Origin of the sequence: Sphingomonas sp. H160509 (assembly GCF_024124765.2) — a bacterium.
Classification (GTDB): domain Bacteria; phylum Pseudomonadota; class Alphaproteobacteria; order Sphingomonadales; family Sphingomonadaceae; genus Sphingomonas.
Genome location: NZ_JAMXSR020000002.1, coordinates 227,572 through 242,800, shown reverse-complemented (window position 1 = coordinate 242,800; position 15,229 = coordinate 227,572). Strand labels below are relative to the sequence as shown.

The window sequence follows — 15,229 nt, the reverse complement described above, 5'->3', positions numbered from 1 at the left end:
GAGAACTGTTCAGCTAACAGCACCGGGCCTCTCGGCGTTGAAGCACGAGGGGCCCGGGGGTCTGTTTCCGAAGCGGATAAGCGATCTAGATGAAGTCGAGTTCTTTGGCGACCGTTGTTACCTGCATGATGGGTCCGGTGAACCACTTCTTCACCGACACGTGCCAGTAGATGAAGAGCAGGATCAGCACGCCGCCGACGACGAGCGGGGTATAGTTGACGAACTTCCACGCGAAGCTCGGGGCCCACGGCACGCCGCCCAACGAGGTTGGGAACATCGCGATAATCGAAGTGACGATGATCTCAACAAGCGCGACCGGCGCCATCCACTTGTGGTGACCTCGCAGATTCCACCTGCCGACAGGGAACGCATTCCCGGCTTTCCAGCGGTAGTAGATCGGTACCGCGAAGCACAGGTACAGGCCGACGACGCCGATGGAGGCCACGGCGAAGAACGCGACCGGCACGGGTGCGCCGTTGATGTCGACCTCGACCAGCGCCGGCAACGTGAGGACCGCCGCGAGTACCGCGGTGACGATCACGCCGTTGACGGGAATCTTGTTCTTGCTGACCTTCGACCACAGTTGATGACCTGGGACCGCGCGGTCACGGCTGAACGCGAACAGCATTCTGGACGTACTGGTCTGGATGGCAGTGACGCAGAACAGCTGACCGACCGTCGAGATCAGCAACACGACGCCCACCCACGCCGAGCTCATCGCCTGGCTGAAGATCACCGCAACCGCACCGCCACCCGCGGACACCGCGTCCGGATCGTTCACCGCAAACAAGAATGTAAGTAGCAGAATCCAGCCACCAATGGAGGAGTAGAAGATGGCCCGCCAAATGCCCTTGGCTGCGCTGTCGGGCGCGTTCTTGGTTTCCTCGGAAATGTGCGCGGACGCGTCGTAGCCGGTGACCGTGAACTGGGTCAGGATCGCCGAGATCGGCAGTACGAAGATCAGCCAGCCGACCCCGGAGGTAGCGTTGCCGAACATGCCGGTGTTGTTGATGGTCTTGGCGAAGACATCGGACATGCTGGCGTGTTGCTTGGGCACCACGATGAGGATGGCGATGACGATGGCTGTGCCCGCCACGTGCCACCAGACCGAGATGTTGTTGATGACGGCCAGCAGGTGCGAGGAGAAGATGTTGATGATCGCCGACAATGCCAGGATCACCAGGAACATGACAAAGACCCTCGTCAGGCTGTAGCCGGCCAGCCACGCCTCGCTGAACGTGCCGAGCGTGAGGTCGAGGAACGTCGCTGCGCCGTAGGCCGTCGCCGCAAGGATGGCGATCAGGCCGATCAGATTCAGCCAGCCCGTGTAGAAGCCGGCTTTGGCGCCGCCAAGTTTTGCTGCCCACCAATAAATTCCGCCAGAAGTCGGGAACGCCGAGACCAGCTCGGACATGCACAGTCCGATAATCAGGATGAACACCGACACGATTGGCCACCCCCCGGGCGATCGCCGCGGGCCCGCCGTTGTTCCAGCCGAGGCCGAACGAGGTGAAGCAGCCCGCTAGGATCGAGATGATCGAGAACGAGATGGCGAAGTTGCTGAAGCTCGACCAAGAGCGGTCCAGCTCTTGCGTGTAGCCAAGTGATGCAAGGTGCTTTTCGTCGTCAGACATTTCTTCGTGGCTCTCTAGCACGGTATTCTCCTTCCCGGGGAGCGCCCGAGAGGGCGCTCGACGTTGAATTACGGCTCGAGGTCTACAGACCGATAAGAACTGCCCGTCGCCGGGATTAAGGCTGATCGTCACGCTAGGGATACGCTGCAAAGACTGCGCTACATTCGGCTCCGGAAAACGCCTGATGTCCTAGGTGGTAATCGTGGCAACAACGTTGACCGCGCCTCGCTTCAGCTGAAGCGACTGCTGCTGGACGTTTACGACAGACAAGCACTCACCTAGGTTTTTTTCCTGATTAAATGCTTGTCAATGTTGCAGATAGTTAACATCTGATTCCTTGTAATGGCAGGGCTCTATTTATTTCTGCTTTCCACGATCACCACGCCCCAAGGCCCAATTGACGAAGCGGCGTGCTTGCCCGTCAGAAGGTCGGTTCCATCGATAAGTTCCTTGGGGACGCTACGATTTTCTGGCGAGTAGTTCAGCAGATAACGGACGCGACTGCCGTTTGTCAGGATGCCGCTACGCACGATAAGAGGATATTGGGCTGCATCTGGCCAAACGACTCCTGAGCGTTTCGCAGTGTCAGTCAGAACGCCCTCGATCAGCGCGTCCGACGGCATGAAGCCAATGTAGGTTACCTCTCCCTTGCCGTAGGAGTTGCGGGTAATGGCGGCATAGTTCGGCCATGAATGATGTTCGAAGCGGGCAATAACTTTTGCGGTGGTAGGTTTTAGAAACTCCATCCACCAGCGCGCCTCGAGATCCTTTCCGCTGAGACCATATAGGTCGGATCCGACCATCACCCCTTTAGGCTCAGTAAACAGCTGATAATTTACCCCCCCGCAGCTTCCGCGATCGCGCCCGGCTGCGTGGCGTACCGCACCTTGGTGTCCTCGTTGGAGAACCCGCTCTTGAAGGTGTAGACCAAGTGCCCACCGGCTTTAGCATAGGCGTTGAGCCGAGCGATCTCCTCGTCACTCGCCGCATACAGAGCCGGCACGACGATCATCTTGTATTTCGATAAATCAGGGTTGCCATCAGGTGATATGACATCCGCCTCAATATTCCTTCGGTACAGCGCATCATAAAATGGACGCATGACTTGGTTGTATTGGACGTTACCAGGCAGTTTGAAAGAGTCGAAGGCGGTTTGCGCACGATTACTAACATAGATCGCGACGTCGTTATTCTTCCTCAAATCCGCTAACTTGGGCCCGAGTAACTTAATCTCGGCACCGATTCCCTTGGCCGCATCGTAGACTTCATTCGGCTTATAGTCCTGGGTCAACAACCCGCGCCAATAGGTCTCGACCGCGTTCGCGTTTGTCGCCCAGTGCCAATACGCGACCATGTTCGCACCCGATGCGAGATGGCTGAAGGCTTGTAGACGCAATTGGCCCGGGTAGGGCGTCCATTGCACCCACCCTTGTGCTTCGGTCTCGATAACGTAATAGTTTGCTCCGGATTTCAGCGAGCGGGCTGGGTCACCGCCGAAGGCAATCTCCACTCCTGTCAGGTCGTCTTGCGTCGGGTGGTAGATATCAATGCCGGCAACGTCGAGCGGTCTGGCCGCTTTCCAATGATTAACCTCAGGTTGAATGCCGTAGGACGTTTTCAGCCAGCCTAAGTCAAAATTCTGGGTGATGAACTGGTCGTTGCGTGAATGTTTCCGAACCAGACCCACTTGCCACGCTAGAAACTCGGTTACCAAATCCCTTTGGAATTCAGCAAAGGCGTTCTTGACACTGGCGTTCATTGACCCGGTCGTTGAAGGGAAATCTTCCCATCGGTTGATTCTATTGCTCCAGTAATTGAGACCCCACGCCGCATTTAATTTGTCGAGACTGCCCCACTTCTTCTGCATCGCCGTAACGAATGCAGCCTGCACGTTCGGCCCCGCTGTGTTGTAAGGCTTCGTTTCGTTGTCAACTTGATAGCCGATCACGGCCGGGTTCTTCGCAACGTGGGTAATTAGGGGTTTCGATGACCCGTTTAGCAGCCGCGCGATAGTGTGGGTTCGTAATGTCCATGTTCTGGCGAACGCCGAACTTGGCTTGCCCTTCCGGTCCAGTCACCAATACGTCCGGGTGCTCGCGCGCCAGCCATGTCGGAATCGCATATGTTGGCGTGCCGACGATGACCTTAATGCCGTAGCGCTGGGCCGCTGACAGCATCCGGTCGACATGGCTGAAATCAAATACACCGGGCTGCGGCTCTAGCGTTCCCCAAGTCGATTCAGCAATCCGAACCACCGAGATGTTCGCCTCCTTCATCAACCGAAAGTCTTCCTCGATGCGATCGACGGGAGTGTATTCGTCGTAATACGACACACCATAAAGAATTTGTCGGGGAGTGCGATCAACCGATTGTAATCCCGCTTGTGCTAATAACGGATTAGACCATGTAGCCACTAGCGCCGAAATTGCGACAAAGCTCGACAGTTTGAACTTAATCATCAAATGCCACCTGTTCCGAGTTTGTTGATCTTTCCGGCTTAAAATTAGAGCCAGGATTTATAATCGACGATACAGACACGTGATATCGTCTATTTAACTAGGAATGCATAAAGCTAAGCTCCAAGAAACATGCGCTTAGCTCCCCCGACATACTCAACCGATACTCCGGAACCTGCCGACAACACCGAGTCTCCCGGGCGCATAAGATGAGCACCGATCACCCGGCTGTTCGGCATGCCGGGATAAGCGCCCCGCCGCGCGCCAAGCGTGAGCAGGCCTGCTGCCTGCTTCCATTCCAGGGTCGTGCGCGCTGCTGCACCTTGCTCGTAACGATAGGTAAGCCCGTCATCCTCGTACAACGAGGTGACGCCGTCTCGGCCCGGATAAACCAGGAGATCGAGGGCCCCGCCAAGCAGCCCGACCGTCGATTGGCCGACCGGCCCCAGTGGCAGGATGCTACCAGCCCGCACGTGAAGCGGCATGCGGTCCAGTGTCACCGGGACGGCATACGTCCGGCCGCCCTCTCGACGCTCGCCTGTCCAGAAATCGTACCAGCCGCCCTCCGAAACCGGCAAGTATACGTCCCATGTCTTTACGCCTGCAGCCAGCACGGGCGCGACATGGATGGCGCTGCCGAACATGTACGCATGAACCTGATCGAGGGCCTTCGGGTCGTGCGGAAAGTCGAACACCAGCGGACGGATGAGCGGCATTCCGGCCGCCGATGCCTCGGCTGCCAGAGCATAGGTGTAGGGCAGCAAGCGATAGCGGAGTTCGAGGTACGAGCGGGCGACGCGCTCCACCGTCTCACCATATCGCCAGAACTCCGTATCGGTCATGTAGCCGTGGACGCGCGTCATCGGCAGGAATGTCGCGAACTGGAACCAGCGGAGGAACCGTTCCTGATAGGCAGGGTCGGTATACTGTCCCTTGCCCGGCCGGAAGAAACCCCCCTGCATCGACGGTCCACCAGGCTTGGCCCGCCGCAGCCATGTTCAGACCAGCCGGGATCTGCCGTTTAAGCGTCTCCCAGTCGTGGCCGATGTCGCCCGACCATGTCGCCGCGCCATAGCGTTGCTGGCCGGGTGCGGCCGATCGGGTGAGGATCATCACCCGCTTGTCCGGATAGGCGCGCCGCTGCTCCTCATACACCGTTCGGCTGACCTGCAGCGGATAGAGATTACGGCGCTTCTCGCCCGGCTGGGTCCGGCCTACTGCGGCGTAAATCGGCCGTCCGGCCAGATCGTCGTTCTCGGGTTCAGTTGCGTCCTGCCACCAGGCGTCGATGCCGAGCGAGGCGAGCTTCTGGTTCTGCTGTCGGGCATAGAAGCGGGCGGCGACCGGATTGAAGAAATCGATCCATTCCGTGCCCGGAATGTAGAAGCCCTTCGCCGCCACTTCCTTGCCCAGCTTGGTTTCCTTGCCGACCTTGGACCAGACCGACAGCATCAAGCGCATGTCCGTCGCATGCAGATCGCGAACGAGGCCTGCGGGGTCGGGGTAATGCTCCTCGTCGAAGCGCATGGCGTTCCAGCCGTATTTGCCCCAATATTGCCAGTCCTGCACCATCATGTCGCAGGGGGAGCTTGCGCGCGCGGAATTCGCGTGCCGTCGCCATGATCTCATCCGACGAGTGAAACCGCTCGCGACAGTGGATGTAACCGAGCGCCCAGAGCGGCATCATCGGCTGCGGCCCAAGCAAGGCGTGATAGCCGGTCATAACCTCCGCCGCCGTAGGTCCGGCGATCACGACGTAATCGATGCCCTCGGATACCGGCGACCACCAGGTCGTGCGATCTTCGACCGGTGCGAAGTTCAGCACCGGCGTGTCTTCGTCACCCGCCCTCACCAGCACGCTGTGCTCTCCGGTGGCGAGCTCGCCGATGAAGCTGGCGGTCGGTGGCAGCCAGAGATTGGTATGATCCGTCAGCGCTTTGCCGTCGATCTCCACATAATGGCGCGACGACATCTTGCGGCCTAGATCAAGCAGGAACGCGTAGCGCCCCCCTTCGGGACCGTGAACTTTCCCGTGAAAACGGCATCGCGGCGCTGGACGCGGGCGTTGCCGGTGGAGGTGGTGACATCAGCCATGCGCGCGTCGCCCTCTGTCGCCTGCCGGATCAACGCGATCGGCCGGTCAGGCCGGTTCAGCTCCGCCATGCCGGGATTATGCCACAGCAGACCATAGCCCTTGCTCGACAGCACGAACGGCTGACTGATCTGCGTATTCACCTGCGTTAGACGGCGGGGCAGGCCCCGGATATCGAGATGGCCGTCTTGGAAACAGCCCGTGCCGTAGAGGCGTTCGTCAGCGGGGCTGGCGAAGCCTTGCGTCACGGCCAGTGTCGGCTCGTTTCCGATCGTCGATTGCGCGACATGGCGCGATCCCGGGGCTTCGCTGAGAAGCAGATTGCCGGCGCCGTCATAAAATGACAGGCATCCGGTTGCTCGATCCCATACGCATTGTGACTGCGGGAGCGTCAGACGCGTTCGGCTGCCCTCTCTTGTCCTCTTGAGGATTGGCGGCTTCGCGATGGGCGCCAGCATCTCGCTCGGCGTGGCGGGGGGCGCTTCCAAGGGCACGACGCGGACGCGGAACGCACGATCGCTCAGGGCCGAGACGGCAATCGACAGATCGCCGGTGCGGATCACGAAAGCGGGGGAGGCAATTCTGATCGCGGCTTGTACGAGGCCGCTCGACACGATCGCCGCCCCCGCGCCGCTTCCCAGCAGCGCGCGCCGGGTGATGGCGCCGCTACGCGGCGTTTTCTTATCGGTCATGCAACCTCCCCTTCGCTTTGTTTCCGCACGGCGCGGCTATCAATTGGGCCGTCCATCTTCCCCGATGATGGCCACGTCCCACGCAGCAAGGTCGATTGGCTCGCCACGCCTCACCTGGCGGTCGAACGGTGTGTAGTCGTCGTAATCGGCGACGCCGTACAGGATGGTCTCGGGCACCTGCGCCTGACCGACCGACGGCAGAGCCACCGCGGCCAATGCGAGTGCTTTTGCAAACCGCTGCATGTTCCTGCCTTCCACTACCAAGTCGTCCCGCGCCGTTTCGCTTTAAGGCTAACGGCGCGACCCTTCATCACATGCTGAAACGGAGGCCGACCCGGAAAGTCCGACCCGCAATGTCATACAGCGCCGGATTGACGAAATTCGGGAACGCCGGCGGCTCCTTGTTGAACACGTTGTCGACTTTGAAATAACCGGTGACCTGCTTGGTCAGGTTATACGTGCCGCCAACGTCCATATAGAAAGCGCCCGGCATGAAGTTATTGTCGATCGTCGGTCGATTGTTCGTCGACACGGGACAATTACCAGCCGAGCATTCTACATATTGGCTACCGAACACCCCGTCGCTGAACCAGCGCTCCTGCAGCAACAGCGAGAAGTCGTCATTGGCATAGGTCTGCGTCGCCAGCCATTTCCAGTCGGGTGTGTTTCCGGCGTTGACGCCGGCGCTGTCGATTGGAATCGTTCCGGGAAGGCCCGTATCGGTCGCGAACTTGCGGATGTTGGTCGCAAGCGCGCGCAGCGTGAAGCTGCCCGGCAGACCGAGCGGACGCCGCCAGCGATAGCTTGCCTCGATATCCAGCCCGTTGGTGTCGATCGAGGCGAGGTTGAACGCCTGAACGTTGATGAAGTTGGGCCCGGCGGAGTTGTTGAGGTTGAACGCGCTGCAGGTCTCGGGAAGGATATTCTGGAAACAGAGGTTGACGATGTCCCCGGTGCCGAGGCTCGAGATCACGTCCTTGATCTTGATGTGGTAGTAATCGACCGAGAGGCTGAGACCAGGCAGCCAAGAGGAGCCTGAAAAGGCGATGCCAGCGGTGGTGTTACGTGCGATCTCGGGCGTGAGGGCGGAGTTGCCTATCGTATTCTGGATTGCGAGTACGTTGACGTTGCGGAACGGATCGAAAAATCCAGGTAGCGTCGTAGTCGTCGGTGCAGCGAACAGTTCCGATAAGTTCGGTGCCCGAACATCGCGAGAGGTCACACCACGCAAACGCAACCCGTCGATCGGCAAGTCCCAGGTGCCGCCAATCTTCCAGGCCCAAACGGTGCCCGAAGTACTGTAATCGGTTACCCGGATCGCGCCGTTTATTGCCGCGCGTCCGGTCCCTTCCGAATTTAGGATTGGCACGTTGGTTTCGACGAACGCCTCTTTAACGCTGTAGGCGCCGCTGCCGTTCTTGTAGTTCCCAGCGTACCAGTTGTTGCCCCCGGGCAGTAGCGTAGGATCGGCGGGGTAATCTGGCGTGTTTGGCGTCGCACTAGTACCTGCGCCGTATGGATCGGCGCGCACGGTATAGAATTCATGCCGGAACTCGCTGCCGAACGCGAACGAGACGGGCCCCGCCCACAGACTGAACGGAGAACCCGAGAAGTTGACGCTGATCACGTCCTGGGTCTGGCGGGTCCTCTGGTACGGGCCGTTGTCGGGCATGATGTAGCCGAGCGCCCCCCCTGCGAGGGATTGCCACCGAAAATGTTGAGAGGCTGGCACCCGTTCGCACGCGCAACCGGATTGGCACAGACTATCGCTCCGTTCACCGTGGTCGCATTGATCGCCTGGTTAAAACGGTTCGACAGCATGACGTTGTTGACGTCGATGTTCGAATAGTTGGTGCCGTGTTCGAAGTACATGTCGTAGGTCCAGTCGGACCCGGCGACGGATTGGCGGCCCTTGGCACCGGCGACGAAACGATACTGACGGCGATCGGTATAGACTTGGGTGTTCCCCAAGGCGGCGTTGCTCGTACCGTATACGAAGCTCGTGATCCCCGCGGTGGTGCAGGCAGCCTGAACCGACGCAGGTACGAACGGATTGGCGCACTGGATCGTCAGGTTCGGACGGTTCATACCTCCGATCGGCTGGTTGTTGGTTTTCACCTGACCAATGTTGGCAGTGACGTAGACCTCGTTGTCAGGCGCCCAGTCGAACCCGATCCGACCATAATTGGCCACCCGCTGCAGTCGCGACTGAAGCGAGCGCCCTACATCGACGTTTCCCGATAGGTCGCCTCCAAGACAACTTCCGGGGAAACAGCCAATTACGGAACCTGACGCGTTACGTGAAGGTACGCCATTTGAGCCATACTGAAACTGAAACGGGTTGCCAGACTGATCAAAGGCCGTGCCCTGCAGCGGGCCGGCGGTGATCAGCCCGAATTTCGTATAGCTGTATTGCTGGGAGTAGTCCCGGACGAGGTATTGGGGTGATCCGTCATTGAAGACGTTTCGATTGATCAAGGTAGTCTGCCGGAACCAGTCCCGCCCGCTTGCAAGGTCGGTGCCCAAACCTCCTCCCTTGATACCGTCTTCATGCGCGTATTCGGTGCTCCCGACGATATGGAGGCGATCGTTGAGTAGACCTCGTTCCGCCGGCAAGCTGGAGGAGTACCTGTTCGTTGTCACCGTACGTGGTGATGCCGCCCTGAACGTTGCCCTTCAGGCCCTTGAACCGGGTATCGGTAATGAAGTTCACGACCCCGCCGACCGCGTCGGACCCGTAGGAAGCCGAGGCACCGCCGTTGACGACATCGACACGCTTGATGAGTATCTGCGGGAACAGGCTTACGTCGGGCACGCCGGTGACGTTGGCACCAACGACACGCTGACCATCGATCAGCGTCAGGGTGCGGATCGCACCAACGCCGCGCAGCGAGAAGGAACTAAGCCCCTGGGCGCCGCTCGATGTGCTGAACGTGCCGGTGCTCGTGCCGGTCGATCCCTGCAACGACGGCAACTGAGCTATGGTCGTGAAGACGTTTGGTTGTGCATTGGCGGCAATGGCATTGGCGTCGATCACGGTTGTCGGCGTCGGCGCGGTGAAACCACCGGTCGTAATGCGTGATCCGGTAACGATGATGTCCGTCGACGCTGGTTCACCGGTAGCGGGATCCGGCGCAGCGGGCGCTATCTGTTGAGGAGTAGCCGTGGTGATAGTACCCTCGGGTGCGACGGGCGATGACGCGGCGGGCACGTCCTGCGCTTGTGCCAAGGCAGGCACAGCATGCAGACAAGCAGCGATTGCCATGAGACTCGTCGCCCCAATCTGCAGCTTGTGCGTACGCAACGTTCTAAACTCGATTGCCATTATGATCCTCTCCCAACCGCCCAGCTTATTCCTGGTAACGTTATCTTCTTCTCAGCTGCGGAAGGGGGTGCGCTCGTTCGCGCAACCTCTCCCTTGCCATATCTTAGTGCAACGCGACGCTAACGTGCCCTGTTGTTTTCATTTATGCAACTGCAATTCTTCTAGTAAAATGTGTTGTCTTGTGAGGATGGCGGATCGAGGGCATGATCGTTCTTATGCGAAGCACAAGCGATAGAGTCTCGTAAGCAGTCAACGATATGGCATTGTATACATGTTGATTAATCGCAGTGCTGATGTCGAAAAAGTCGAGGTATTTCGCTGATGAGGCAAAGGGCAACGACATGCCATACGCGACAGACACTTCCCTCGTCATGGCACCCCTCGCTATCCGATTGGCACAATGGTGACGTCAAACCCTAAACCTGGATACTATAAGGTCATCTGTGCTGACTAGAATTGTACCAGAACTCACATCCAAGCGCCTAGCTGCCACGGCACAAATTCAAAGTCACCGACACCAAGTCCTTCGGACTTGGTCTGCTTACCAGATGCCGTCTCGAGCATCGTTTGATAAACAACTTGACCAATTTCTTTCGGCGTTGCCCCATCCAGTATCAGCGAGCAGTCTACGTCAATGTCGTTTGCCATCGACCGTGCGAGCACGGGATTGGACGCGAGCTTGAGGCAGGGCGTGGGTTGCGCTCCAAATACCGAACCTCGTCCGGTCGTGAAGGCGAGTAAATTTGCGCCTGTGGCAATCTGACCAGTGGCCGAGCACGGGTCATATCCTGGAGAGTCCATGAACACGAGCCCGCGCCGCTTGTGTTGCTCTGCGTAGAGCAGCACATCGGCGAGCGGTGCCGTCCCAGCCTTTGCAATTGCGCCGAGAGACTTCTCGTAGATGGTCGTGAGCCCACCTGCCTTGTTGCCCGGCGACGGATTGTTGTCGAGGCTGGCTCCGTGGCGTGTAGCGTAATCCTCCCACCACGCGATCCGCTCTGAGAGTTGCGCCGCGACCTCTGGCGACGCCGCGCGCGCGAGCAGTAGATGTTCTGCTCCGTAGATCTCTGGTGTTTCGGAAAGGATAGCGGTGCCGCCCTCCGCCACTAGCAGGTCGGCCGCTGCGCCCAGTGCCGGGTTCGCGGTCACGCCCGACCATCCGTCGGACCCACCGCACTGCAGTCCAAGCACGAGATCAGAGGCAGAGCGGGTCGTACGGCGATCGACCGACGCCTCCTCGATCAACTCAGCGACGATTGCACTGCCCTGAGCGATCGCCTCCGCCGTACCACCCGCCTCCTGAATCGTCAGCGTGCGTAGCCGCAGACCCGGCGACAGGTCGTGACGCGCGAGCATGTCGTCGATCTGCGCCACTTCACAGCCGAGACCGACCAGCAGCACCCCGCCGAAGTTTGGGTGGCGGGCGTAGCCTGTTAGCGTGCGTTCCAACGTTTCGAATCCCTCGCCTGAGCGCGACATGCCGCACCCGCTTGAATGGGTGAACGGCGCGACCGCGTCGATTTCTGCTGGAAGACGGTCTTCGAATCCACGCGCAATCCGACGAACTACCGTGGAGGAGCAGTTGACGCTGGCTATGATCCCGATCGCATTGCGTGTACCGACGCCGCCGTCGGCGCGCAGATACCCCTCGAACGTCGCCCCGTCTGGAGCAGTGGCGCGCGCGTGCGGTAATCCGGCGATGGCTTCTGCAAGCCTGTGTTCGGGTAGCGCCAGATTGTGGCTGTGGACATGCTCGCCCGCCACGACGTCGCGAGTGGTGATGCCGATCGGATAGCCGTATTTTCGCACCACCGTCCCTGCAGCGAGCGGATGGAGCGCCATCTTATGTCCGCCGGGCATGGCCTCGCGCGCGGTGATCCCCAGTACGGAATCCCCCGGCGCGGCGGCGTCGATGAGCACCGCGACGTCGTCACGATCCGATAAACGTAACGCGCGCACTGTCATTCCTTCACCTCATAGCGTTGTGCAAGCGCGCGCAGTTCCGGCATCGGAACCTCGCCCCCGCTTGCGTCGACCCAGTCGACGAAACCGCCGACGCGTTTAGCAATCTTGGCCGCATGGCTAGCGTGGATGTCGGCCAAGCGGTGTTCGATGAACGGGTTGGCGAACCGGTCTATCGTATTGCCGACATAGGTCGCCGCCTCGTCGCCAAGGCCCCCGGCGGCAAAGCCAGGCACGACTTCGTCGTTATAGAGACGGCGCAGGTCAGCAAGCATGTCCGCATCCGCCATCGCATGCCGCACCGTGGCGTCCGGCAGCGCCCCGGCGCGGTGCCAGCGTTCGGCCAGCCAGCTGTGCCCAAGGTTGAGGATATGGAGCTTCAACCGTTCAAAGCGGGGCAGATCGTCAGTGACGACGATCACCTGATGGGTGAAAGGCAAGACCAACCCTGGCTGGTCGCGGATCGCCCACAGAGCATATGGTTCGGCAACCGCGCCGGCAGGATTAATTGGTTCGCTGACGATCCGGTCGACCAGCGTGTCCACCCAGAGGCAGGCGACGCCAAGCCAGTCAACGAATGCTGGCGGCAGCCGCAACTGCTCCGCGAGATCGAGCACTGCCGCGCGCAGGGGTCTGGCCGTTGCCCGCAACCAATTCGCACGGCAGGAACGTCACCCCCGCCCCGCCGAACCGCCAGCGGCGGTGGAGCAGCGCGAGCAGGATTGCAGGAAAACTGCGCGGGGGGCCGATCGTCGGCCAGCGTGATGCGATCCTCTGGCGGAACCGTATAACCATGGTCGCCGGTATTCGACACGACATGGGTAACCGCCCCAACGAACAGCGCACAGAGCTCCAACCAGTCGTGCGCAGCCGCCAAACCCCGCACGACGCTGCGCACCTGCACGGTACGCTCGACCGGCACTCCACCCTCCAGCCCCCGGATCACGACGGGAAAACCCGCGACGTTGTCGAACGCGACCAGCCGCTGCGCGCGCACCGGGTCGTCGCTCACCTGCACGATCACGATGTCGGCGACCGTCTGGCCCGCATCGCGAGCCTCGGACGCGAATAGATCGACATGCGCCTGAAGGAAACGGCTGGTGCCAAACTGGAGGATCATCGCGCGCGCCCGATCGCATAGGCGTGTAGCGCATTACCGCCGAAGATCGCCGCCTCCGCGTCCGGGCAGCATCGCACGACCCAGTCGGCGACCAGATCAACCACGCGGTCATAAGAGGCGGCGAGCAGGCATACCGGCCAGTCCGACCCCCAGATCAGCCGCTCAGGACCGAACACCGCCAGCACATGATCAAGGTAGCGCTCGACGTCATCCGGCGTCCACGCGGTGTGATCGGCCTCGGTCACCAGCCCCGACACTTTGCACCACACGTCTGGCCGCTCGGCGACGGCGGAGATACGGTCCGCCCAAGGCTGCCATCCCTGCCCAGCGATGTCGGGCTTCGCGGCATGATCGAGCACGAAGCGTCCTTCGCCCACCCTGTCGAGGAAATGCGGGACGGTTTCGAGCTGCGCGTGGTTCACGAGGAGGTCGTAGGTTAACCCCCCGCTCTACTACCGCGCGGACACCGTCGATGAACTCTCCGGCGAGAAGGAAGTCGGGTTCGTCCTCGTCCTGCACCACGTGACGATAACCGACGACGAGCGGATCTGCGTTCTCGTCCAGTAGGGCTGCAATATTGGGTGCGCGCAGATCGATCCAGCCGACGACTCCAATGATGTCTGGCTCTTGCCGCGCGGCGTTGAGCAGGAAGCGGGTTTCCTCTGGCGATTGCCGCGCCTGCACCGCGATCGCCGCATCAAGCGCGGCATCTTCTAATGCCGATCTCAAATCTTCCGTTGCGAAGTCCCGCGCGATTGCAGAGCCGGACGCGATCCAGCCGAACACGCTGGGATCGTATCGCCAGAGATGGTGGTGCGCGTCGATTCGCATTCGCGAGGCCGTTCTCATTTCTCAAGGATGATAGCCAAGTTGCACATATGAGAATGGTCGTCTAGTACGGGGGGCTAGTCTGAACGGAAAGAAGCGCAATGAAAGCGGTCGTCTGCCAAGAGCCGTATAACCTGACGATAGAGGAGCGGCCCGCGCCCATGGCGGCACCGGGGGAGGTGATCGTCCGCGTCCGCCGCGTCGGGCTGTGCGGCACGGATTATCATATATACGCCGGACGGCATCCCTTTCTGGCTTATCCACGCGTCATGGGACACGAACTCTCCGGCGAGGTGGAGCATGTCTCCGACATGTCGCCCTTCCATGTCGGCCAGCAGGTCGCGATCAACCCGTATTTGACCTGCGGGACCTGCATCGCGTGCCGGAAGGACAAGCCCAATGCCTGCGTCAACATCCGGGTGCTGGGCGTCCACACCGACGGCGGTATGGCCGAGCTGCTCGCTGTCCCCGAGAGCGCGTTACTCGACGCAACCGGGTTGACGCTCGATCAGGCGGCGATGATCGAGTTCCTGGCGATCGGTGCGCACGCGGTCGCACGCGCGGCGGTGGCGGCGGGGGAGCGCGTGCTGGTGGTGGGCGCGGGGCCGATCGGCATTGCCTGCGGGCTGTTCGCGCGTTCCAACGGTGCGGAAGTAACCCTCACCGACACCCGCCTCCCGCGGCTTGCCTATGCGCGCGAGCGGCTGGGGTTCGACGACACGGCGGATGCGACGGCCGACCTAGACGGGTCGCTGGCGGAGCGTACCGGAGGCGAAATGTTCGACACGGTGTTCGACGCCACAGGTTCCCTGACTGCAATGGCGCAGAGCCTCGGTTATGTCGCGCACGGCGGCAAGCTGGTGCTGGTCGGGGTCGCTCCGGGCGACCTGGTCTTCTCCGATCCGGAATTGCACAAGCGGGAGACCACCCTGCTCGCCAGCCGCAACGCACACGCCTCGGATTTCGAACGCGTCCGCGAGGCGATCCTCGCCGGCGAGATCCCGACGGCGGCGCTGCACACCCACAGCCTTCTCGCCGATGACCTGCCACAGCGCCTGCCCGGCTTGATCGCCGAGGCGGACCATGTGGTGAAGGCAATCGCCAGCTTCTGAAGGCCCCA

The 15,229-nt window shown here is 60.6% G+C and carries 13 protein-coding genes and 5 pseudogenes; 3 read left to right on the top strand and 15 right to left on the bottom strand.

The genetic code is table 11. From position 1 onward, the window contains the following. Positions 1-85: 85 nt before the first annotated feature. The 7 genes and pseudogenes from NHF48_RS02830 to NHF48_RS25710 all read right to left on the bottom strand — a co-directional run. Positions 86-1,495, bottom strand: a pseudogene (locus tag NHF48_RS02830) (amino acid permease); the annotation flags it as partial. A gap of 492 nt (positions 1,496-1,987) precedes the next feature. Continuing rightward, complete coding sequence (locus tag NHF48_RS02825) at positions 1,988-2,437, bottom strand: beta-galactosidase trimerization domain-containing protein (protein WP_253070154.1); 450 nt, start codon at positions 2,435-2,437, stop codon at positions 1,988-1,990. A 32-nt stretch (positions 2,438-2,469) separates the two neighbouring features. Next, positions 2,470-3,582 (bottom strand): beta-galactosidase, encoded by a 1,113-nt coding sequence (locus NHF48_RS02820; protein WP_253070153.1) that lies wholly within the window; start codon positions 3,580-3,582, stop codon positions 2,470-2,472. After that, positions 3,563-4,093 carry a beta-galactosidase gene (locus NHF48_RS02815; protein WP_253070152.1) on the bottom strand — a complete coding sequence of 177 codons (531 nt, stop codon included), beginning with the start codon at positions 4,091-4,093 and terminating at the stop codon, positions 3,563-3,565. Before NHF48_RS02815 ends, NHF48_RS02820 begins: the two co-directional genes overlap by 20 nt. 113 nt (positions 4,094-4,206) lie before the next feature. Then, complete coding sequence (locus tag NHF48_RS02810; protein ID WP_253070151.1) at positions 4,207-5,052, bottom strand: glycoside hydrolase family 31 protein; 846 nt, start codon at positions 5,050-5,052, stop codon at positions 4,207-4,209. 55 nt (positions 5,053-5,107) lie between these two features. After that, positions 5,108-5,662: pseudogene (locus tag NHF48_RS02805) on the bottom strand (TIM-barrel domain-containing protein); the annotation flags it as partial. A 40-nt stretch (positions 5,663-5,702) separates the two neighbouring features. After that, positions 5,703-5,774: pseudogene (locus NHF48_RS25710) on the bottom strand (hypothetical protein); the annotation flags it as partial. Positions 5,775-5,853: 79 nt separating this feature from the next. Between NHF48_RS25710 and NHF48_RS02800 the strand changes: the two are divergent. After that, on the top strand, positions 5,854-6,015 hold the full coding sequence (locus NHF48_RS02800) for a hypothetical protein (protein ID WP_253070150.1): 162 nt from the start codon (positions 5,854-5,856) through the stop codon (positions 6,013-6,015). A gap of 55 nt (positions 6,016-6,070) precedes the next feature. Here the strand turns inward: NHF48_RS02800 and NHF48_RS02795 are convergent, their stop codons facing one another. The 6 genes and pseudogenes from NHF48_RS02795 to NHF48_RS02770 form a co-directional block, all read right to left on the bottom strand. Further along, positions 6,071-6,874: a hypothetical protein gene (locus NHF48_RS02795; RefSeq protein ID WP_253070149.1), complete on the bottom strand. Its 804-nt coding sequence runs from the start codon at positions 6,872-6,874 to the stop codon at positions 6,071-6,073. A gap of 39 nt (positions 6,875-6,913) precedes the next feature. After that, positions 6,914-7,117 (bottom strand): hypothetical protein, encoded by a 204-nt coding sequence (locus NHF48_RS02790; RefSeq protein ID WP_253070148.1) that lies wholly within the window; start codon positions 7,115-7,117, stop codon positions 6,914-6,916. Positions 7,118-7,184: 67 nt separating this feature from the next. Then, a pseudogene (locus tag NHF48_RS02785) lies at positions 7,185-10,139 on the bottom strand (TonB-dependent receptor domain-containing protein). Between the two features lie 528 nt (positions 10,140-10,667). Then, positions 10,668-12,164, bottom strand: coding sequence for a UxaA family hydrolase (locus tag NHF48_RS02780; RefSeq protein WP_253070147.1), 1,497 nt, complete (start codon positions 12,162-12,164; stop codon positions 10,668-10,670). Beyond that, positions 12,161-12,778, bottom strand: coding sequence for a mannitol dehydrogenase family protein (locus tag NHF48_RS02775; protein ID WP_253070146.1), 618 nt, complete (start codon positions 12,776-12,778; stop codon positions 12,161-12,163). Before NHF48_RS02775 ends, NHF48_RS02780 begins: the two co-directional genes overlap by 4 nt. Beyond that, positions 12,732-12,956 (bottom strand): hypothetical protein, encoded by a 225-nt coding sequence (locus NHF48_RS02770; protein WP_253070145.1) that lies wholly within the window; start codon positions 12,954-12,956, stop codon positions 12,732-12,734. The genes NHF48_RS02775 and NHF48_RS02770 overlap by 47 nt, the downstream gene beginning before the upstream one ends. Here NHF48_RS02770 and NHF48_RS02765 point away from each other — a divergent pair. Beyond that, on the top strand, positions 12,955-13,233 hold the full coding sequence (locus NHF48_RS02765) for a hypothetical protein (protein WP_253070144.1): 279 nt from the start codon (positions 12,955-12,957) through the stop codon (positions 13,231-13,233). The genes NHF48_RS02770 and NHF48_RS02765 overlap by 2 nt on opposite strands. A 44-nt stretch (positions 13,234-13,277) precedes the next feature. Here NHF48_RS02765 and NHF48_RS02760 read toward each other — a convergent pair whose 3' ends face one another. Both NHF48_RS02760 and NHF48_RS24565 read right to left on the bottom strand, forming a co-directional pair. Further along, a complete protein-coding gene (locus tag NHF48_RS02760; RefSeq protein WP_253070143.1) occupies positions 13,278-13,703 on the bottom strand; it encodes an amidohydrolase family protein in 426 nt (141 codons plus the stop codon). Between the two features lie 82 nt (positions 13,704-13,785). Beyond that, positions 13,786-14,112: pseudogene (locus NHF48_RS24565) on the bottom strand (amidohydrolase family protein); the annotation flags it as partial. Between the two features lie 98 nt (positions 14,113-14,210). Between NHF48_RS24565 and NHF48_RS02755 the strand changes: the two are divergent. After that, a complete protein-coding gene (locus NHF48_RS02755; protein WP_253070142.1) occupies positions 14,211-15,221 on the top strand; it encodes a zinc-binding alcohol dehydrogenase family protein in 1,011 nt (336 codons plus the stop codon). The last annotated feature ends 8 nt before the right edge of the window (positions 15,222-15,229 follow it).